The 19,138-nt window shown below is 71.6% G+C and carries 17 protein-coding genes and 1 pseudogene; 9 read left to right on the forward strand and 9 right to left on the reverse strand.

From position 1 onward, the window contains the following. Window positions 1-972, forward strand: a pseudogene (locus C569_RS0125105) (hypothetical protein); the annotation flags it as partial. Between the two features lie 66 nt (window positions 973-1,038). On the opposite strand, the gene rplI reads toward C569_RS0125105, so the two are convergent. The 4 genes from rplI to rpsF form a co-directional block, all read right to left on the reverse strand. Further along, a complete protein-coding gene (gene rplI, locus C569_RS0125110) occupies window positions 1,039-1,485 on the reverse strand; it encodes a 50S ribosomal protein L9 (RefSeq protein ID WP_018788496.1) in 447 nt (148 codons plus the stop codon). A gap of 14 nt (window positions 1,486-1,499) precedes the next feature. After that, the gene (gene rpsR / locus C569_RS0125115) at window positions 1,500-1,739 is read right to left on the reverse strand and encodes a 30S ribosomal protein S18 (RefSeq protein ID WP_013289355.1); all 240 of its coding nucleotides are present in this window, start codon (window positions 1,737-1,739) and stop codon (window positions 1,500-1,502) included. A 41-nt stretch (window positions 1,740-1,780) separates the two neighbouring features. After that, complete coding sequence (locus C569_RS0125120; protein ID WP_018788497.1) at window positions 1,781-2,308, reverse strand: single-stranded DNA-binding protein; 528 nt, start codon at window positions 2,306-2,308, stop codon at window positions 1,781-1,783. 82 nt (window positions 2,309-2,390) lie between these two features. Beyond that, window positions 2,391-2,681, reverse strand: a complete 291-nt coding sequence (rpsF, locus tag C569_RS0125125) for a 30S ribosomal protein S6 (RefSeq protein WP_013289357.1) — start codon at window positions 2,679-2,681, stop codon at window positions 2,391-2,393. Window positions 2,682-3,316: 635 nt separating this feature from the next. Here rpsF and C569_RS0125130 point away from each other — a divergent pair. After that, a complete protein-coding gene (locus C569_RS0125130) occupies window positions 3,317-4,099 on the forward strand; it encodes a deoxyribonuclease IV (protein ID WP_018788499.1) in 783 nt (260 codons plus the stop codon). Further along, window positions 4,096-6,096: a hypothetical protein gene (locus C569_RS0125135; protein ID WP_018788500.1), complete on the forward strand. Its 2,001-nt coding sequence runs from the start codon at window positions 4,096-4,098 to the stop codon at window positions 6,094-6,096. The genes C569_RS0125130 and C569_RS0125135 overlap by 4 nt, the downstream gene beginning before the upstream one ends. 22 nt (window positions 6,097-6,118) lie before the next feature. On the opposite strand, the gene C569_RS0125140 is transcribed toward C569_RS0125135, so the two are convergent. From C569_RS0125140 to C569_RS0125150, 3 genes are all read right to left on the reverse strand, one after another. Next, window positions 6,119-7,675 (reverse strand): glycosyltransferase family 87 protein, encoded by a 1,557-nt coding sequence (locus C569_RS0125140; protein WP_018788501.1) that lies wholly within the window; start codon window positions 7,673-7,675, stop codon window positions 6,119-6,121. A 117-nt stretch (window positions 7,676-7,792) separates the two neighbouring features. Then, window positions 7,793-10,588 carry a transglycosylase domain-containing protein gene (locus C569_RS0125145; protein WP_026268620.1) on the reverse strand — a complete coding sequence of 932 codons (2,796 nt, stop codon included), beginning with the start codon at window positions 10,586-10,588 and terminating at the stop codon, window positions 7,793-7,795. A gap of 194 nt (window positions 10,589-10,782) precedes the next feature. After that, window positions 10,783-11,229 carry a DUF5318 domain-containing protein gene (locus C569_RS0125150; RefSeq protein WP_026268621.1) on the reverse strand — a complete coding sequence of 149 codons (447 nt, stop codon included), beginning with the start codon at window positions 11,227-11,229 and terminating at the stop codon, window positions 10,783-10,785. 174 nt (window positions 11,230-11,403) lie between these two features. Here C569_RS0125150 and C569_RS0125155 point away from each other — a divergent pair, with 174 nt between their 5' ends. Together C569_RS0125155 and C569_RS0125160 are read left to right on the forward strand one after the other, a co-directional pair. Continuing rightward, window positions 11,404-12,042 (forward strand): PadR family transcriptional regulator, encoded by a 639-nt coding sequence (locus tag C569_RS0125155; protein ID WP_018788504.1) that lies wholly within the window; start codon window positions 11,404-11,406, stop codon window positions 12,040-12,042. Window positions 12,043-12,065: 23 nt separating this feature from the next. After that, the gene (locus C569_RS0125160) at window positions 12,066-13,145 is read left to right on the forward strand and encodes an inositol-3-phosphate synthase (protein WP_018788505.1); all 1,080 of its coding nucleotides are present in this window, start codon (window positions 12,066-12,068) and stop codon (window positions 13,143-13,145) included. 66 nt (window positions 13,146-13,211) lie between these two features. Here C569_RS0125160 and C569_RS0125165 read toward each other — a convergent pair whose 3' ends face one another. Then, window positions 13,212-13,691 carry a methylated-DNA--[protein]-cysteine S-methyltransferase gene (locus C569_RS0125165; RefSeq protein ID WP_026268622.1) on the reverse strand — a complete coding sequence of 160 codons (480 nt, stop codon included), beginning with the start codon at window positions 13,689-13,691 and terminating at the stop codon, window positions 13,212-13,214. Window positions 13,692-13,759: 68 nt separating this feature from the next. Here C569_RS0125165 and C569_RS0125170 point away from each other — a divergent pair, with 68 nt between their 5' ends. From C569_RS0125170 to C569_RS0125185, 4 genes are read left to right on the forward strand one after another with little or no spacing between them, the layout of a single operon-like run. Further along, window positions 13,760-14,269 (forward strand): SigE family RNA polymerase sigma factor, encoded by a 510-nt coding sequence (locus C569_RS0125170; RefSeq protein ID WP_026268623.1) that lies wholly within the window; start codon window positions 13,760-13,762, stop codon window positions 14,267-14,269. Next, window positions 14,266-15,363, forward strand: a complete 1,098-nt coding sequence (locus C569_RS0125175; protein WP_026268624.1) for a PD40 domain-containing protein — start codon at window positions 14,266-14,268, stop codon at window positions 15,361-15,363. The genes C569_RS0125170 and C569_RS0125175 overlap by 4 nt, the downstream gene beginning before the upstream one ends. Before the next feature lie 48 nt (window positions 15,364-15,411). Then, window positions 15,412-15,954 (forward strand): NfeD family protein, encoded by a 543-nt coding sequence (locus C569_RS0125180; RefSeq protein WP_018788509.1) that lies wholly within the window; start codon window positions 15,412-15,414, stop codon window positions 15,952-15,954. Window positions 15,955-15,981: 27 nt separating this feature from the next. After that, entirely contained in the window at window positions 15,982-17,490 is a 1,509-nt protein-coding gene (locus C569_RS0125185) for a flotillin family protein (protein ID WP_018788510.1), read from the forward strand. Window positions 17,491-17,662: 172 nt separating this feature from the next. Here C569_RS0125185 and C569_RS0125190 read toward each other — a convergent pair whose 3' ends face one another. Next, window positions 17,663-19,123: a CCA tRNA nucleotidyltransferase gene (locus C569_RS0125190; protein ID WP_018788511.1), complete on the reverse strand. Its 1,461-nt coding sequence runs from the start codon at window positions 19,121-19,123 to the stop codon at window positions 17,663-17,665. Window positions 19,124-19,138 lie beyond the last annotated feature (15 nt).

Genomic DNA, 19,138 nt, shown 5'->3' on the forward strand with positions numbered 1-19,138 from the left:
CCGACCTGGGGACGGACGACGCCAACCGAGGCAGAGCCGACCTGGGGACGGACGACGCCAACCGAGGCAGAGCCGACCTGGGGACGGACGACGCCGTCGGACTCGGCGCGGTCGCGGGCGGCGGCGGATCCGTGGCAGCGCCGCCGGGGCGCCGAGCGTGAGCCGGTGGAGCCGCCCGCTGTCGATCCGTGGGAGGCGTCGGGCGTGCACGCCTGGGAGCGGCCGGTGCCCGCGAGCCGCTGGGACCGTACGGAGCACACGGGTGAGTGGGACCGGTTCACCGACACCGGTTTCCTGGAGCCGGTGCGGCACGCCGACGGCCGGTACGCGGAGCCAGATCCGTGGGGCCGTTCGGCGCCGCCGGTGCGGGAGGGCTGGGCGTCACCGGCGCGGGCCGAGGCGTTCTGGTCGGGTACCCGGCTGTCCGGTGACGACCCCCGGTGGATGGAGTCGCCGTCGACGGCTCCGCGTTCGCCTGCGGTGGCTTACTCGGCGCCGCGTGCGCGTACGGTGCCGCACCGTCGCCCGGTGGAGCCGGCGGCGTCGACGTTGCGGCGGCGGGTGGAGACGATAGGCGGCGGCTCGTGGGGCCGGCGGCTGGAGGACGACCTGCTGGACCCGGATCCGGGTGGTCCATTGCGGCCGCTGTTCTACACGGCGGCCTGCTATCTGGTTCCGGCGGTGCTGCTCGTGGTCGGTCTGTTGTTCCTGAGCGGTCAGCCTCCGGCGGGGTGTGTCACCGACATCACCGGTGGTGGGTGTGAGCCGCCGCGTGCGCATGCGCTGGATTCGTTGGTGTCGGCGGCGCCGCGGTTCGGGTTGGCGATGGTGAGCAGTCTGGTGGTGGCGGTGTTGCTGCGGCAGGTCGGGACGACGTGGCGGTCGGCGACCGTGGCGCTGGCGGCGGCGGTGGTGGGTGGTGGCCTGTCCACCGTGGTGATCAGCGCGGTGACGGGTAATCCGCTCGGTTGAGCGGCGAGGATGCGGAAAGGCCCGCACCGGCGACCGGTGCGGGCCTTTCGCGTCGTGCTTCGGGTGTCAGCCCTTGACCACGTTCAGGTCGAACTTGGCGGTCACCTCGGGGTGCAGCCGGATGCTCACCGGGTAGGAGCCGAGCGCCTTGATGTGGCCGGGCAGCTCCAGCCGGCGGCGGTCCAGGGTCGGGCCGCCGGCGGCCTTGACGGCGTCGACGATCTCGGCCGGGGTGACCGAGCCGAAGAGCCGCCCGCCGTCGCCGGCGCGGGCCTTCAGGTTGACCTTCAGACCCTCGACCTGGGTCTTGACCTCGGTGGCGTGGCCGAGGTCGCGGATCTCGCGGGCCGAGCGGGCCCGCTTGATGACCGTGACCTGCTTCTCCGCGCCCTTGGTCCAGGCGATCGCGAAGCCCTGCGGCAGCAGGTAGTTACGGCCGAAGCCGTCCTTGACCTCGACGATGTCGCCCGGAGAGCCGAGGCCGGACACCTCCTGAGTCAGGATGATCTTCATGTCCGTGCCTCCTCTCAGCGGGTCGTGGCCGTGTACGGCAGGAGCGCCATCTCGCGGGCGTTCTTGACCGCACGGGCGATCTGCCGCTGCTGCTGCGACGTGACGCCGGTCACCCGCCGAGCGCGGATCTTGCCGCGGTCGGAGATGAACTTGCGCAGCAGCGCGGTGTCCTTGTAATCGATGTAGGTGATCCCGTCCTTGTCGAGCGGGTTCACCTTCTTCTTCGGCTTGCGCAGTGCCGCAGCCTTAGCCATTGCTCGTGCTCCTGGTTTGCGATCGCGGGCGCTCGGCGCCATCAGAACGGAGGCTCCTCGTCGAAGTTTCCGCCCGAACCACCGCGGGAGGGGGCCGGGGCAGCAGAGGCCCAGGGGTCGTCGAAGTTGCCTCCGCCGCCGCCCTGGCCGCCACCACCACCGAAGCCGCCGCCACCGCCACCGGAGCGGGACATCTTCTGCACCTTCGCCGTGGCGTAGCGCAGCGACGGGCCGATCTCGTCGACCTCCAGCTCGATGACGGTGCGCTTCTCACCCTCGCGGGTCTCGTACGACCGCTGGCGCAGTCGGCCGGACACGATCACGCGAGCGCCGCGCTGCAGCGACTCGGCGACGTTCTCGGCGGCCTGGCGCCAGACCGTGCACGAGAGGAACAGCGGCTCGCCGTCCTTCCACTCGCCGGAGGCCTTGTCCATGAAGCGGGGCGTCGAAGCGACCCGGAACTTGGCGACCGCCGCACCGGAGGGGGTGAATCGCAACTCGGGGTCATCGGTCAGGTTGCCGATGACCGTGATGGTGGTGTCTCCTGCCATGACCATCTCCTCGCGCACTCATCTTTGTGCCGTTGAGGCTCTCAGAGCCGTACGACAGCGTGGATGAGGCTTGTGATCCGGACGTGCCGGGTCTAGATGCTCAGCGCATCTCCGGGCGGATGACCTTGGTGCGCAGCACCGACTCGTTGAGTCGGAGCTGACGGTCCAGCTCGCCAACGGCCTCCGGCGTCGCCTGGAGGTCGATGACGGCGTAGATGCCCTCGGCCTTCTTGTTGATCTCGTACGCGAGGCGCCGGCGGCCCCACACGTCGGTCTTCTCCACCGAGCCACCCGCGGTCCGGATCACGTTCAGGTACGTGTCGAGCGACGGGGCGACGGTGCGCTCCTCGAGGCTGGGGTCGAGGATCACCATGACTTCGTAATGACGCAAGACGTGCTCACCTCCTGTGGGCTAAGCGGCCACGGTCCTTCCGTGGCAGGAGGTCGTGCGTCGTTGCCCGCGGCCGGGTGCCGGGGGAACCCGATCGGACACACGGACAACCGGACCAGGATAGCCGGTCCGGACGATCATGGCCGGGCGGGCGGCCCCGGTGAGCCGGGTGTGGCGACAGGGGCCCACCTCCGGCGAGCCGGCAGGTGGACCCCTGTCCACGGGACCGCGGGGCGTCCCGTCCGCATTCCTTGGGTGGGACCTGGGGAGGAACGACCACACCGATGAGGTTGGATCGAAGACGCCCCGCGGAGCTTTATCGTGTTGTCACCTGGTCTGACCATACAATGGCTCTCGTCACCACTTGGGGTAAATGGAGGAATTGGTCCTACTGCCGGTCTCCCGTACCGGGTGACGAGTGGATCCCGCCCCGCAGTGCCGGGCCGCACGGCGGGGCGTCCCGTTTCCGGGGGTCCACCCTCGCCCGTCCGTGCTGTGGACCACGTGCGGGCGGAGCGTCGACCATCGATCCCACCTCGGACAACGACCGCCGGGCCGGGTGGTGACGCGTCCGACCCGCCGGGCGCCTCCCGCGAGCGCGCCGACCGTCGCAGGCGCGACGTAGGCTGCCCTGCATGCGAATCGGAGCCCACGTCGATCCGACCGACCCGCTGGCCGAGGCGACCGCCCGGCAGGCCGAGGCGGTCCAGTTCTTCCTGGCCGACCCGCAGGGCTGGAAGGCCCCGAAGCCGCGCGAGGACGCCGAGCGCCTTCGTTCCGCCGACGTCGACCTCTACGTGCACGCGCCGTACGTGATCAACGTAGCCACGCTGAACAACCGGATCCGCATCCCCAGCCGCAAGCTGCTGCTCGCCCACGCCACCGCCGCGGCCGACGTCGGGGCCAGGGGGCTGATCGTGCACGGCGGCCACGTCAACGCCGGCCACGACGTCGCCGTCGGCTTCGACAACTGGCGCAAGACCTTCGCGTACGCGGCTGACTCCGGCGGCTTCCCGCTGCCGGTGCTGATCGAGAACACCGCCGGTGGCGACAACGCCTGCGCCCGGCACCTCGACTCCCTGGCCCGGCTCTGGGACGCGCTCGGCGACCACGAGGTCGGCTTCTGCCTGGACACCTGCCACGCGTACGCGGGCGGCGAGGAACTGCTGGGCCTGGTCGACCGGGTGAAGGCGATCACCGGCCGGATCGACCTGGTCCACGCGAACAACTCCAAGGGCGCGTTCAACTCCGGTCAGGACCGGCACGACAACCTCACCGGCGGCACCATCGACCCGGAGCTGCTGGTGGCGGTGATCCGCGCGGCCGGCGCGCCGGTGATCGTGGAGACCCCCGGCGGCGTCGAGGGCCAGGCGGCCGACATCGCGTTCCTGCGCGGGCAGTTGGGCGCGACGGCGTGACGACCGACCAGTCCGGCAAGGCAGGCGACGGCAAGGCAGGCCACGGCAAGGCCGAGTCGACCGGCACGGCGGACACCGGCAAGGCGGACGCCGGTCCCGAGGCCGGCACCGCGGACGAGTCCGCCGACAAGGGTGACGCCCCGACGAAGGGCGGCGACGGCGCAGACGCCGCCGCCGAGAAGGCCGCGAGCGCAGACGAGAACACCACGGGTACGGCCGGCGACGAGCCCGCCGATCCCTGGTCCGCGTTCGGGCCCGCGCCGGAGCCGGTGCTCGGCCGGGCCCGCCGCTCCGTCCGCGCGGTCGGCCGGTTCCTGGTGCACGAGTGGACGCTCGCCGCCCTCGCCGCGCTGGCGCTGGCTGCGGCGATGACCTGGCCCACGCTGCGCTATCCGCGGCACACGCTGCCGCAGGACTACTGGGATCCGAGCCTGCAGGCGTGGCAGATGGCGTGGTCCGGGCACATCCTGCGGACCGACCCGGCGATGCTGTGGCACGCGAACTCGTTCTATCCGGAGAACTGGAGCTTCGCCTTCTCCGACACGCTCCTCGGGTACGCCCCGGCCGGCCTGATCGGGGTCGGCCCGGAGCACGCCGTGCTGCGCTACAACATCATGTTCGTGTTGGCGCACGCGCTGGCCGCGTTCGGCGCGTACGTGCTGGCCCGGCAGCTCGGCGCGGGCCGCATCGGCGGCGCGGTGGCGGGGGCGAGCTTCGCCTACGCGCCGTGGCTGCTGGCCCAGGCCGGGCACCTGCACATCCTCTCAAACGGCGGCATCCCGCTGGCGCTGGCCATGCTGGCCCGAGGTCACGGCTGGTCGTTGCGGTACGGCTACCGGCCGCGCCGCCGGCACGCGGGCTGGGCGTTCGCCGGGTGGCTGGTGGCCGCGTGGCAGCTCAGCCTGGGGTTCGGCATCGGGCTGCCGTTCGCGTACATGCTGGCCGGGACCGGCCTGGTCGCGGTGGTGCTGTGGTTCGTGCGGCGGCGCCGGGTGAAGCGACCGTTCGGCCGGCGGCTGTTCCTGGCCGACCTGTTCGGTGGGCTCGTCTTCGCCGCGGTGGGCGCGGCGCTGGCCGTGCCGTACTTCACGGTTGCCGAGCTGCACCCGAACGCGGAGCGGACGCTCGGGGACATCGGTCTCTACTCGCCGCCGGCGAGCGGGTTCTTCACCGCGCCCGCCGAGTCGCGGGTCTGGGGCGGGCTGCACGAGGGCGCCCGCGCCGTGTTGCCCTGGCACCCGGAGATGACGCTGCTGCCGGGTTTCGTGCTCTACGCGCTCGCCGCCGGTGGCCTGTTCTTCTCGGTCTGGCGGATCCGGCACCGGATCTTCCTGCTCGCCGGCGTGCTCGTGACGATGGCGCTGGCGATGGGGACGCGGTTCTTCGGCGGCCGGTTCACCTACGCACCGCTCTTCGACTACCTGCCGGGGTGGAGCGGGCTGCGCACGCCGGGCCGGATGATGCTGTGGACCACGCTGCTGCTGGGTCTGCTCGCGGCCGGCGCGGTCACCGCGTTCTGCATGCGGGTACGCGAGCTGGCCGCCGAGCGGGTGCCGCCGTGGCCGGGCCCGTGGCTGCGCCTGGCCACCCTGCTGCCGCTGGCGCTGGTCCTCGTGGAAGGGCTGAATGCCACACCGCAGCCGGTGGTGCCGCGGCAGCCGGCGGCGATGCGGACCGTGGACGGCCCGATGCTGGTGCTGCCGAGCAGCCAGAACCTCGACCAGCCGGTGATGCTCTGGTCCACCGACCGGTTCCAGCCGATGGTAAACGGCGGCAGCGGTTTCACGCCGCGTTCGCAGGCCCAAATCCGCGAGGCGACAGTCAGCTTTCCGGACTACGCGAGCGTCGACTACCTGCGGCAGATCGGCGTGAAGAACGTGGTGGTGTTGCGCGACGAGCTGGCGGGCACCCCGTGGGAGGGGATGCTCGACCGGCCGGTCGACACGCCGGGCGTGACCCGGGAGCAGGTCGGCGAGGCGGTCGTGTTCCGGCTGTAGACCGGGGAGACGACCGCCCCGGTCACACCGGGACGGGTTCGGCGGGCCGTTCGGCGGCGCGCGCCCGCCAGCGCTGGTGCCAGGGCGCGTCGGGCGCGCCGTCGAGCACGCCGCCGTCCGGGTCGTCGGCGTAGGTGTGCCGGACCGCGTCCAGTTCGGGCCGCATGATGTCCCGGATCACGAACCCGCAGAGCACCGCCACGGTGATCAGGCGCAGGCTCGACGCCAGCACGAAGACGCCCTCGGGGAAGACCGGCCGGGACATGGCCGTGCCGAGCAGTTCGCCGTAGAACGCGGCGAAGTAGCCGACCTCGGCGACCTGCCAGGCCAGGAACGCGCCCCAGCGCGGCCGGGCGAGCACCGCGAGCGGCAGCAGCCAGAGCACGAACTGCTGGGACCACACCTTGCTGAAGATGAGGAACGCGGCGACCACCAGGAAGGCGAGCTGGGCCAGCCGGGGGCGGCGCGGCGCGAGCAGCGCCAGCCCGGCCACGCCGAGGCAGGCCAGGCCGAACAGCAGGTACGACAGCCAGTTGAGGGTGGGGATGTTCGCGTTGAGCCACTCGAAGGGCCCGAGTTCACCGGGTGCGGACGGGCTGATCCGGCCGTCCAGGTAGCGGCCGATGTACCAGAGCGTGCCCCAGTCGATCGGGCGTGTGGTGTTCAGGTCGAAGAAGCGTTCCCAGTTCTCCCGGTACGGGATCGCCACCGGCAGGTTCACCGCCACGAGCGTCACCAGTGCGGTCGCCGTGGCGACGAGCCCGGCGAGCAGCTTGCCGGCGCGCAGCGCGAGGACCAGGATCGGGCCGAGGAGGAACAGCGGCCACATCTTGGCCGCGCCGCCCAGGCCGATGAGGACGCCTGCCACGCCGGGCAGCAGCAGCGCGTACCGGTCGGGCCGGGCGCGCGCCCAGGCCAGCAGGCCGAACGCGGCCAGGCTGATGGCGAGCAGGTCCCAGTTGACGGTGGCGGTGAGCACGAGCGCCGGGGACAGCGCGAACAACGCGGCGTCCCAGGGTCGTCGTCGGCGCAGGCTGAGGATCACCGCGACGGTGGCGACCGCGAGCGCGCCGAGCACCAGCGCGTTGAGGTTGTAGAACCACTGGCCCTGGTTGATGCCGGGGTTGTCGGCGCCGAGGGCGTGCACGGGCAGGCCGAGCGCGCCCATGAAGTAGCCGGTCAGCACCGGGTACTCCACCGGGTGGTCGGCGTAGGGGACCTTGCCCTCGTTGAGCCCTTCGGCGTAGTAGAGCGCCAGCACGTCGGTGTAGCACATCCGGGTGTACTGGATGTTGTTCTGCCAGGCGCCGTCCTGGCAGGGCGACTTCTGCACCCAGTGCAGGGCCAGCGTCAGGCACACCAGCGCCAGCACGATCCGGCTCGCGGTCCAGAACCGGCTCTCCCGGCCGGCGGGCCGGTCCAGGGCGACGGCGTGGTCGCCGAGCGGCCCGCCGATCAGACCGGAGGTGCCCCGGACGAACCAGTCCGAGCGGGAGGGGTGGTCCGCCGTCTCCCCGGATCGTGGCGCCGCCTCGGACGCGCCGGGCTCATCGATGCCTGCGGGCGACTGGGTGCTCATGGAGAGGCATCCTGCCGTACAGCGGGGGTCGCCGTCCCGTCGCGCGCGGAGAAATTCCGGTACGCGAAACGCGGCGGCGGCCGGACCGCTCGGGTCCGGCCGCCGCCGTGGTGTGCGTCAGTTCTGTCGTGTCGGTGGTGTGCTCGGTAGCAGCCCGCCGCCACCGCCTCCACCGGGACGTCCGCCGCCGCCGGGGTTGTCGCCCCCTTGGTCGCCGCCGCCGGGCGTGCCACCGGGGCAGAACAGGCCCAGCGGGTCGCAGTTCGGGCCGCCCGGCTGACCGGGCTCGGTCGGCGGCGGCGCGGGCGCGTCGCCGTTGCCGGTGTCGTCCTCGCCGACGTTCGCGGCCGGCGGGAACTCCTCCTTGTCCTCGCCCTTGAGCGCGTCGTTCATGAAGCGCTGGAAGATGTCACCCGGCATCCGGGCGCCGCTGATGTCCCGGCCGTCCTTGTACTTGATCGCCTTGCGGTCCTTGACGTTGCCGACCCAGACCGCGGTGGCGAGCTGTGGCGTGTAGCCGATCATCCAGGCGTCACCGTTGGCTGTCGTCTTGTCGCCGAGTTCCCAGGTGCCGGTCTTCTCGGCGACCTGCCGGCCGTCCTCGAGCTTCTTGTTGATCTGGCCCGGATACTGCTTCAGCACGGAGGTGACGTCGGCGACGATGTCCTTCTCGATCCGAGGCACCCCCTTGAGCTGCTCCCCGCCGAGCGTGTCCCACTTGCCGGTGTCCGGGTTCTGCTTCTCCACCTTCCGGACGAAGTGCGCCTTGTGGTAGACGCCCTGGTTGGCGAAGGTGGCGACGCCGTTGGCGTGGTCGAGCACGGTGATCGGGTACTGCCCGTAGCCGAGGACGTGGAAGAACGGCGACGGCGCGAGGTCCTTCGGGTCGGCCTTGGTCAGGTCGTGTGCCTTGGCCGGGTTGGTGTCGGTCTGCCACATGGTGGTGACACCGGCCTGCTTGGCCATGTCGAGCACCTTGTCCGGGCCGATCTGCTCGGTGATGTAGTAGAACGGCACGTTCAGCGACTTCAGCGTCGAGAGCTCCAGTGTGCAGGAGTTTCCGCAGGAGACCTTGTCCGCGCCGGCGTTGCTGACCTTGAACTCGGTGCCCTTCGGCGTGAACCCCTCGCCCTTCCACCGGGACTTGAGCGAGATGCCCTCCTTGAGCGCCGCGGCGAGGGTGTAGATCTTGAAGCTCGAACCCGGCGAGTGCCCGCCGCTTACCACGCCGTTGTCGACGTTCTTCCCGGCGTAGTCGGTGCCGGTGCCGTTGTCACCGCCGTAGTAGGCGAGCACCCGGCCGTTCTGCGGATCGATGGCCACCACGGCGGCCATCAGGTTCGACGGCTGGCCGGCAAGCTCGGAGCCCTTCTTGGCCCGCTGGGCCGCGGCGAGCGCCGCCTCCTGCATCTTCCGGTTGATCGTCGTGGTGATCTTGTAGCCGCCGCGGCTCAGTGCCTTGGCGCACAGCGGCTTCTTCTCGGTCGCCTCGGCCTCGTTGTCGGTGCAGAGCTTCATCTCGCGCAGTTCCTGCGAGACGTAGTTGACGATGTTGCCGTACGGGGTGTCGATGCCGAAGCCGCCGCCGCTGTTCTTCGTCGGCGGCTTGATGTTCTTCGGGTACTCGGTGGGGTGCGCCGGCGTGTTCGGCGCGTCAAGCCACTTCTCCGTGATCATTCCGTTGATCACGTAGTTCCACCGGTCCAGCGCGGCCGTCGGGTTGATCGCCGGGTCGTAACCCTGGTGGGTGGCGCTCGGCTCCGGTTGCTTGATCAGCGCGGCGAGCACCCCGGCCTCGGCCACTGTGAGGCTCTTGACGTCCTTGCCGAAGTAGGTCCGCGCCGCCGCCTGGATGCCGTACGCGCCGCGGCCGAAGTAGATGACGTTCAGGTAGTGCTGCATGATCACGCGCTTGTCGTACTTGTCGTTCAGCTTGGAGGCGAGGATCGCCTCCTTCACCTTGCGGCCGTACGTGTCCTGGTTCAGGTTCTCGAACGCGTTGCGTGCGTACTGCTGGGTGATGGTCGAGGCGCCCTGCTTGTCGCCGCCGGTGAGGTTGTTCCACGCGGCGCGGGCGATGCCCTTGTAGTCCACACCGGAGTGCTTGTAGAAGTTCCGGTCCTCCGCCGCGGCGACCGCGTGCTGGACGTGCTCCGGGATCTGGTCGATGGTGACGAGCTGGCGGTTCTGGTCGCCGATCCGGGCGATGGCGGTCTTGCCGGTCGAGTCGTAGATGGTGGTCGACAGCGGCGGGATGGTGTCCTGCGGGAGCACCACCTTGGTGGAGTACCAGGTGAAACTCACCACACCGATGCCGGCGAGCATGATGAACACGGCGAAGCCGGCGATCAGCATGTTGATCCGGCGGCGCTTCTTCGCCCGCGCCGGGTCCTCGCCGCGGCCACGCCGGCCGGGGCCGGCCGGACCACCGGGACCACCGGGGCCGCCACCGGCGGCGCCGGGCACCCGGGCGCGGCCACCGACAGCTGCCGCGCCCACGCTCGCGCGTCCACCCACGCTCGCCCGCCCGCCTACCGCCGCCGCGCCCACGCTCGCCGCGCCCACCGAGGCGCGTCCCGCCGGAGCCGCCGGGGACGCGGGCACCGACGCCCGGCCGGCGCCCGCGCGTCCGGAGGCGCCGGGTGCCGGAGAGACGGGCACCGAGGCGCGGCCGCCTGTGCCTGCCCGGCCCACCGGGGCCGAGCCGGCCGCTGCGCGCGGTACCGGAGCGGCGCCGCCGACCGAAGCCCGGCCACCCGCGCCGTACGGTGACACGGAGGCGCGCGCCGAGGCGCCGCCCTCCGCCGCGCCGGACCAACCGTTCCCACCCCAGTTCCCTTCGGAACCGGGGTCGCCGTTCGGGCCCGGGATCTGGGCCCGCCCACGCGAAGAACTGGGATCGCCGTAGTTCATTCCTCACACCCTGCCGGTCGCGGTGGGACGCGGGGGCGCCGCCACCGGGTTGCCGTGAGCTGGAACACGGGACGTTACCCGCCGGCGGTACCGGCGCGCGCCCGTCAAATCCGATCTATTCGGACTATTTACGCTTGAAAGCTGTCGATCCTGCCGCCCGGGGAATGGGCCGGCAGCGATCGGGGCAGCCGCGTTCACCGTTGCGCCTCTCGCCTTCGCCGAGGGGTGGAGCCGTTGGCCGCGACCGACTCGTCCGCGCCCTCCGCCTCGCCCGCGAGACCGTCCCGGCCGAGCAGGAACTGCTCGACGAGATGGTTCCAGTCGCAGCCGGGGCAGACCTCCACCACGAACACCTGGAACTCACGCAGCGTCATGGCCAGGACGGGCAACTCGGCCCGGGTACGCGCCTGGCCGGCCGACTGCTTGAGTTCGTCACCGTAAATGTAGTGGACGTGGATCAGGTTCTCGCTGCGGCAGATCGGGCAGCGGTGGTCGGTCGGCTCGCCGTGGAAACGAGCAGCGTTCTTCAGGTACGGCGAGGCGTCGCAGACGTCGTACGTGCCGATCCGCCCGGCGAGGAGTTCGCGCAGCACAGCCCGCTTCTGAAGCGAGTAGTCGACGACCTGGCGAGACGTACGCATGCGGCAAAGGGTACGCGCTCCCGCGGACCCAGGCGACCATGGTCACGATGCGTGATGGACGCGTCGCACAAGCAGGGGTTTGCCCCACCCTCACCTCTCCGCTAACGTGCGATGTATCGGTCCGATACATCGCGGTGGTTAGTGCTCCGCGCAGGGGGAAAGTAGGGATGGCCCGTGCTCGAACTCGCCGTCCTCGGCCTCCTGCAGGAGGCGCCGATGCACGGCTACGAGCTGCGCAAGGAGCTGACCGCCAAGCTCGGCGCCATCCGGGCGGCGATCAGCTACGGCTCGCTCTACCCGACCCTGCGCCGGCTGCAGGCGGCGGGATGGATCACCGAAGCCGCCGAGACACCCGCGACCGCCGAGGAGGTTCCCGCGCTGACCAGCCGACGCGGTCGGGTGGTCTACACCATCACCGCGGAGGGCAAGGAACGCTTCGCCCAGCTCATAGCGCAGGCTGGACCCGAGACGTACGACGACACGGGCTTCGGCGTGCACTTCGCGTTCTTCGCCCGGACCGACCAGGCCACCCGGCTCCGGATCCTGGAAGGTCGTCGTCGCAAGATCGAGGAACGTCGCGAAGGTCTTCGTGACGTGCTCGGCCGGGCAGCCGAGCGACTCGACGCGTACACCCTGGAACTGCAACGCCACGGGCTCGACGCCTGTGAGCGCGAGGTCCGCTGGCTGGAGGAGCTCATCGCCAACGAGCGCTCCGGCCGGGCCCCGGCCGACCCGCGACCCGGGACGGCCGGTGGCCGAGGAGACAACGACAGCCCGCCCACGCCTGGAACGTCCAGGACAGAGCGGCCGTGATGAAGAAGAAGGAGGCAGACGCTATGGGCTCCGTCCGCGTCGCCATCGTCGGTGTGGGTAACTGCGCCTCGTCCCTCGTACAGGGCGTGGAGTACTACCGGAACGCCGACCCGAACGACCGCGTCCCGGGTCTCATGCACGTCACCTTCGGCGACTACCACGTCTCGGACGTGAAGTTCGTCGCGGCGTTCGACGTGGACGCCAAGAAGGTGGGCATGGACCTCGCGGAGGCGATCGTCGCCAGCGAGAACAACACGATCAAGCTCTGCGACGTGCCGCCGACCGGCGTCACCGTGCAGCGCGGCCCGACCTACGACGGTCTCGGTCAGTACTACCGCGAGATCGTCGAGGAGTCGGACGCCAAGCCGGTCGACGTGGCGCAGGCGCTGCGCGACGCGCAGGTCGACGTGGTCGTCTCCTACCTCCCGGTGGGCTCCGAGGAGGCCGACAAGTTCTACGCCCAGGCCGCGATCGACGCCGGCTGCGCGTTCGTGAACGCCCTGCCGGTCTTCATCGCCTCCGACCCGGAGTGGGCGAAGAAGTTCACCGACGCCGGTCTGCCGATCGTCGGCGACGACATCAAGAGCCAGGTCGGCGCCACCATCGTGCACCGCGCCCTGGCGAAGCTCTTCGAGGACCGCGGGGTCGAGCTGCTGCGCACGTACCAGCTCAACTTCGGCGGCAACATGGACTTCATGAACATGCTGGAGCGCAACCGCCTGGTCTCGAAGAAGATCTCGAAGACCCAGTCGGTGACGTCCCAGATCCCGCACGAGATGAGCAAGAGCGACGTGCACATCGGTCCGTCCGACCACGTGCCGTGGCTGGACGACCGCAAGTGGGCGTACATCCGCCTGGAGGGCCGCTCCTTCGGTGACACCCCGCTGAACGCGGAGCTGAAGCTCGAGGTGTGGGACTCGCCGAACTCGGCCGGTGTCATCATCGACGCCGTCCGCGCCGCGAAGATCGCGCTGGACCGGAAGATCGGCGGCCCGATCCTCTCCGCCTCCTCGTACTTCATGAAGTCCCCGCCGGAGCAGTACGCCGACCACGATGCGCACGCCGCCGTCGAGGCGTTCATCGCCGGCGAGATCGAGCGCTGACGCGCCGTACCAGCACAAGGAGGAAGGCCGGGTCCGCGCGGACCCGGCCTTCCTCCTTCGCGTACGTCAGGACCAGGCTCGCCGCAGCGCCACCGACGCCTCCATCTCCAGCAGCGTCACCTTGCGCGGCAGCCCGCCACCGAAGCCGACCAGCTTGCCGCCCGCGCCGACGATCCGGTGACAGGGCACGATCACCGGCACCGGATTGCGGTTGCAGGCCACCCCGACCGCCCGCGCGCCTCCCGGGTCACCGACCGCCTTCGCCACCTCGCCGTACGTGCTCGTCTCCCCGTACGGGATGCGGGTCATCTCCCGCCACACCGCGCGCTCGAACTCCGAGCCGCGGGGCGCCGACACCGGCACCGTGAACTCGGTCAGCTCGCCGGCGAAGTACGCCCGCAGCTCCGCCACCGCCAACCGGGCCACCGCGTCGCCGGGCTCGCCGGACGCCCCGTCCACCCGGCCGAAGTGCGCGCCGCGCACCGCGTCGTCGTCGGTGCCGACGGAGAACTCCCCGATCGGTGAGTCGAGCACGGTCCAGCGCATGTCACCCATTGTGGCGCGGCGGGCAAAGATTTCCCCGCCCCGAGCGTCTGGAGATGCGGAGGTGCACGGTGGCAGAGGTCGACGGGGAGTTCACCGCGTTCGTCAACGAGCGGGGAGCGGCCCTGCTGCGGGTCGCGTACGCGCTGGCCGGCAGCCAGCACGCGGCGGAGGATCTGCTGCAGAACGCGCTGGCCAAGGCGTACGTCCGGTGGCCACGGATCCACGGCGACGCGGAGCCCTACGTGAAGCGGATCCTCTACCACGACCAGGTCTCCGGCTGGCGGCGGCGGGCGCGGCGGGCGGAGGTGCCGGTGGCCGAGCTGCCGGAGCGACCGGCCGCCGGCGACGACAGCGACCTGCGGCTGCTGGTACGCGACGCGCTACGGGCACTGCCGCCCCGCCAGCGCGCCGTGCTCACCCTGCGCTATCTGGAGGACCTGAGCGTCGAGCAGACGGCCGCGCTGCTCGGCTGCCGCCCCGGCACCGTGGCCAGCCAGAGCACCAAGGCGCTGGCCCGGCTCCGGAAGCTGGTACCGGGACTCGACGGGCTGACGAACCGGACGGAGGTGACCCGATGAGCACGTCACTGGACGAGACGCTCCGGACGGCCGTACACGATCTCGCCGACGGCGCCGCGCCCGCGCCGGACCTGGCGTCGCGCGCACTCGGCCGGGGCCGCCGGCTGCGCCGTCGCAGGCGTGCGGGCGCGGCGGCTGCCGCGCTCGTCGCAGTGGTCGCCGTGACCCTGCCGTTCGTCCTGCTCCGTCCGCGTCCCACCCCGCCGCCGACCGCGCCGGTCACCGTCGCCCCGTCGCCGGTCGTCCGGTCGGCGCCCGGACCGGACTGGGCGGACGGGCCGCTGGTGCTGCCCGGCGACTGGGTGGTCACCGGCACGCGGGCGCGGACCGGCGCCGCCGGACCGTCGTACCTGCTCGACCGGGGACGCGGCCGGTACGTCGGCAACGCCCGCTACGACGCCGTCCTGCCCGCGCCCGCCGGTTCGCTGGTGGCGGTCTGGGACGACGACCGGCCCCGGCAGGTCGGCCTGGTCGACCTGGCCCGGGGAACCACCAGCTGGCACGAGCCGGGCCGCGCGCTCGGCTCGCCGAACTGGTCGCCGGACGGCCGCCGCCTGCTATTCACCAGTCAGCGGGTCGGTCAATCCGGTTTCGTCGTGCTGAGCGCCGACGGCACCACGCGATCCCACGCCGTCGACACCACCCGCTACCCCTGCACCGACTACTGCTTCTTCCTCTGGACCCGGGACGGGCGGGAGGTGCTGCTCCAGCAGACCGACCTGAGCCGTCCCCGGTCCGAGTCGGCCCGGCACCTGCGGCGGGGCGTCCAGTTCTTCGCCGCCGACAGCGGCCGGCCCACCCGGTTCGAGCCGCTGCCGGGCGACCCGGCCGGGCCGTGGGCCTGGTCACCCGACGGGAAACTGGTGGCGGTGCAGGGGCAGACGGAGCCGCTGCTCGTGGAGGCGGCGACCGGCCGGGTGGTGAACCCGCTGCCGGTGGCCGACGTCGTCTGGGTCGGTGACGAGCGCCTGCTCTACCGGCGGCCGTACGGGTCGCGAGACTTCGTGCTCGCCGACACCACCGGCCGGGAACTCGTGCGTCAGCCGCTGCCGGAGGACTTCTCCCTCGCCGAGGTGACGATCGCGCCGCGCTGACCATCGCGCCGCGCTGACCCGCCGCTGAACGTCCGCTGGACGAAGTCGATGTTGCACGGCGTCGATACCGTGCAGGTCATGGCCACCGGGACGCTCATCTTCCTGATCATCGGCGGGGTCGGTGTCGGCGTGCTGACTCTCGCCCTGCTCGGCTCGGGAGTGCTCCACCTCGGCCAGCCGGACGTCGACGGGCCGGTGTCGCTGGAGGCGGCCGCCGGGTTCACCGGGGCGTTCGGTTTCGGCGGCGCCATCGTCAACGAGCTGCTCGGGGGTCGTACCCCGGGCATGATCGCGGCGGCGGTGGCCGGCGGCGCGCTCGCCGCCGTGCCCACCGGCTGGCTGGCGGCGCGGCTCAGCCGCGCGGCCCGCACCATGCGTACCGACGCCACACCCACCCGCGACCATCTGGCCGGTGCGATCGGCCTGGTGGTGACGCCGATCCCCAGCGGCGGCTACGGCGAGGTGCGGGTCCGCCTCGCCGGTCAGCCGGTGAAGCTCAACGCCCGCGCCGACGGGCCGATCCCGGTCGGCACCCGGATCTTCGTGGTCGAAGCGCTGAGCGAGACCAGCGTGTACGTCGAGACCTACTGACACACCACCACACAGACGGGAACGCCCATGCCCCTGCTCGTCGCCATCGGCGGCGCGGTCCTCCTCGCCGTCGTCCTCGTCCTCTTCGTGTTGTCCCGGATCAAGGTGGCCGGGCCGAACCAGGCGTTCATCGTCACCGGCCGCAAGGGCCGCACCACCCAGACCGCCGACGGCGGCCGGGCCACCGACATGTCCGGGCAGAAGGTCGTGCTCGGTGCCTCGGTGTTCGTCCTTCCGGTGGTGCAGAAGCTCCAGTCGCTCGACCTGTCCAGCCGCCGGATCGACGTCAGCATCCGCGGCGCGGTGAGCAAGCAGGGCATCCGCACCGAGCTGCACGGCGTCGCGATCGTCAAGGTCGGCGGCACCGAGGACGCGATCCGCGCCGCCGCCCAGCGCTTCCTGAACCAGCAGGAGGAGATCGACAACTTCACCCGGGAGGTACTCGCGGGCGCGCTGCGCTCGATCGTCGGCCGGCTCACCGTCGAGGAGATCATCCGGGATCGGGCGGCGTTCGCCAGCGCGGTCGCGGAGGAGGCCGAGCACTCGATGACCAACCAGGGCCTGGTGCTTGACACGTTCCAGCTCCAGGACATCCTCGCCGAGGGCTCCTACCTGCAGGATCTGGGCCGGCCGGAGGCGGCCCGGGTGCTCAAGGACGCGGCGATCGCGGAGGCGCGGGCCCGGCAGCAGGCCGAGCAGGAGCGGCTGCTCGCCGAGGAGGCGATCGCCGAGGCGAACCGGAACCTGGCGCTCAAGCAGGCAGGCATCCAGGCCGAGATCGACGCGGCGAAGGCCAAGTCGGCAGCGGCCGGTCCGCTCGCGCAGGCCGAGCGGGACCAGGCGATCCTCTCCGAGCAGCAGAAGGTGGCCGAGCGCAACGCCGAGCTGAAGCAGCGCCAGCTCGACACCGAGGTCCGTAAGCCGGCCGACGCGGCCCGGTACAAGGTCGAGCAGGAGGCCGAGGCGGCCCGCAACGCGGCGGTGCTCACCGCCGACGCGCAGCGGCAGGCCACCATCGCCGCCGCGCAGGCCTCCGCCGAACAGGCCCGCCTCACCGGCGAGGGCGAGCGGGCCCGCCGGGCCGCGCTGGCCGAGGCGAACGCGATCGAGGGCGCCAAGGAGGGTGAGGCCGAGCAGCGCCGCCGTTCCGCGATCGCCGAGGCGGTCGAGCGGGAGGGCCAGGCCGAGGCGGCGGCCATCCTCGCCAGGGGCCAGGCCGAGGCCGACGCGATGGCCCGCAAGGCCGAGGCGTTCGCCGCGTACGGCGAGGCGGCCGTGCTGGACCTGCTGGTCAAGGTGCTGCCCGAGGTGGTCGGCGCGGCGAGTGCCCCGATCGGCGCGATCGACAAGATGACAGTGATCTCCACCGACGGCGCGTCGTCGCTCACCAAGTCCGTCGCCGGCAACGTCGCCCAGGGTCTCCAGCTCGGCAGCGACCTGACCGGTATCGACCTGGCCGGACTGCTGGCGCGGCTGGGCAGCAGCGCGCAGGACAACGGCAAGACCACGGTGGACGGCAGCGCCGTCACCCGATGACGACGCCGCCCGCCGGTTCCCCTCGGGGAGCCGGCGGGCGTCGCGCTGCGGTACGGGTCAGAGCACGGCGACGACGAACTTCTCGCCGGCACCCAGGCCGAGGGTCGGGCTGTTCCAGTCGATGGTCCGGCCGGCGACGAGCTGGCTGGTGCCGGCGCTGCCGGCGCCTGTCTCAGCCGGTGATGCCTTCCTCGCGCGCCCAGCGCAGCAGCTCCGCCTCGGCCTCGTCGCGGTCCAGCGGCCCGCGCTCCAGACGCAGCTCCTTGAGGTGCTGCCAGGCGCGACCGACCACCGGTCCCGGCGGTACGCCGAGCAGCTCCATGATCGCGTTGCCGTCCAGGTCGGGCCGGACCCGGGCCAGGTCCTCCTCGGCGGCGATCCGGGCGATCCGCTCCTCCAACGCGTCGTAATCGGCCGCGAGCTGGGCCGCCTTGCGCCGGTTGCGGGTGGTGCAGTCGGATCGGGTCAGCTTGTGCAGCCGGGACAGCAGGTCACCCGCGTCGGTGACGTACCGGCGCACCGCCGAGTCGGTCCACTCGCCCCGGCCGTACCCGTAGAAGCGCAGGTGCAGCCCGACCAGCTTGACCACCTGGGAGGTGATCTCCTTGGAGTAGCGCATGGCCTTCATCCGGTTCTTGGTCAGCCGGGCACCGACCACCTCGTGGTGGTGGAAGCTGACCCGGCCGTCCGCGCCGACCGCCTTGGTGGCGGGCTTGCCGACGTCGTGCATCAGCGCGGCCATCCGCAGCACGAAGTCGCAGCCGTCGGACTCCATCGACATGGCGTTGGCGACCACCGTGAGCGTGTGCTCGTAGACGTCCTTGTGCTGGGCGTGCTCGTCGATGGTGAGCTTCAGGCCGGTCAGCTCGGGCAGGAAGCGCTCGGCCAGCCCGGTGTCGACGAGCAGGCGCAGCCCGGTGATCGGGTCGGCGCCGCAGAGGAGCTTGGTGAACTCGTCCCGGATCCGCTCGGCGGTGATCCGGTCCAGGTCGCCCGCCATGCCGGTCATCGCCGCGCGGACGTCCGGGTGGACGGCGAAGCGGAGCTGGGCGGCGAACCGGGCCGCGCGCAGCATCCGCAGCGGGTCGTCGCGGAACGACTCCTGCGGCGTCCCGGGCGTACGAATGATCTTGGCGGCCAGGTCGGCCAGCCCGCCGTACGGGTCGGTGAACCGGTGGTCGGGAAGACTGACCGCCATCGCGTTGACTGTGAAGTCGCGGCGCTTGAGGTCTTCGGTCAGGCTGGTGCCGTACTGCACCACCGGGTTGCGGCTGACCTGGTCGTAGACCTCCGCGCGGAACGTGGTGATCTCCAGGTTGAGGCCGTCGCGCTGGCAGGCGATGGTGCCGAACTCGCGTCCGGTCTCCCAGATCGACTCCGCCCAGCCGCGGATGACCTTGAGGGTCTCGTCCGGGTGGGCGTCGGTGCAGAAGTCGAGGTCGTTGCCCAGCCGCCCGAGCAGCGCGTCGCGGACGGATCCGCCCACCAGGTGCAGTTCGTGACCGGCCTGCGCGAAGCGCCGGCCCAGCTCGTCGGCGACCGGTGAGACTCGGAGGAGTTCGGCGACGGCGGTGCGCTGCGCGGCGGTCAGTTCACGGCGGTCGGCGGCGTGGGAGGCGGAGGCTTCGGACATGGGATCGCCAGCCTA

This window comes from Micromonospora sp. CNB394, from assembly GCF_000374985.1.
GTDB lineage: Bacteria > Actinomycetota > Actinomycetes > Mycobacteriales > Micromonosporaceae > Micromonospora > Micromonospora marina.

Bases quoted from the DNA above. Each gene is read 5' to 3' on its own strand.
- C569_RS0125185 (WP_018788510.1), top strand. From the start codon at position 15,982: ATGCCCCTGCTCGTCGCCATCGGCGGCGCGGTCCTCCTCGCCGTCGTC.
- C569_RS0125180 (WP_018788509.1), top strand. From the start codon at position 15,412: ATGTTGCACGGCGTCGATACCGTGCAGGTCATGGCCACCGGGACGCTC.
- rpsR (WP_013289355.1), bottom strand. From the start codon at position 1,739: ATGGCTAAGGCTGCGGCACTGCGCAAGCCGAAGAAGAAGGTGAACCCG.
- C569_RS0125160 (WP_018788505.1), top strand. From the start codon at position 12,066: ATGGGCTCCGTCCGCGTCGCCATCGTCGGTGTGGGTAACTGCGCCTCG.
- C569_RS0125145 (WP_026268620.1), bottom strand. From the start codon at position 10,588: ATGAACTACGGCGATCCCAGTTCTTCGCGTGGGCGGGCCCAGATCCCG.
- C569_RS0125190 (WP_018788511.1), bottom strand. From the start codon at position 19,123: ATGTCCGAAGCCTCCGCCTCCCACGCCGCCGACCGCCGTGAACTGACC.
- C569_RS0125165 (WP_026268622.1), bottom strand. From the start codon at position 13,691: ATGCGCTGGACCGTGCTCGACTCACCGATCGGGGAGTTCTCCGTCGGC.
- C569_RS0125130 (WP_018788499.1), top strand. From the start codon at position 3,317: ATGCGAATCGGAGCCCACGTCGATCCGACCGACCCGCTGGCCGAGGCG.
- C569_RS0125140 (WP_018788501.1), bottom strand. From the start codon at position 7,675: ATGAGCACCCAGTCGCCCGCAGGCATCGATGAGCCCGGCGCGTCCGAG.
- rplI (WP_018788496.1), bottom strand. From the start codon at position 1,485: ATGAAGATCATCCTGACTCAGGAGGTGTCCGGCCTCGGCTCTCCGGGC.
- C569_RS0125175 (WP_026268624.1), top strand. From the start codon at position 14,266: ATGAGCACGTCACTGGACGAGACGCTCCGGACGGCCGTACACGATCTC.
- C569_RS0125150 (WP_026268621.1), bottom strand. From the start codon at position 11,229: ATGCGTACGTCTCGCCAGGTCGTCGACTACTCGCTTCAGAAGCGGGCT.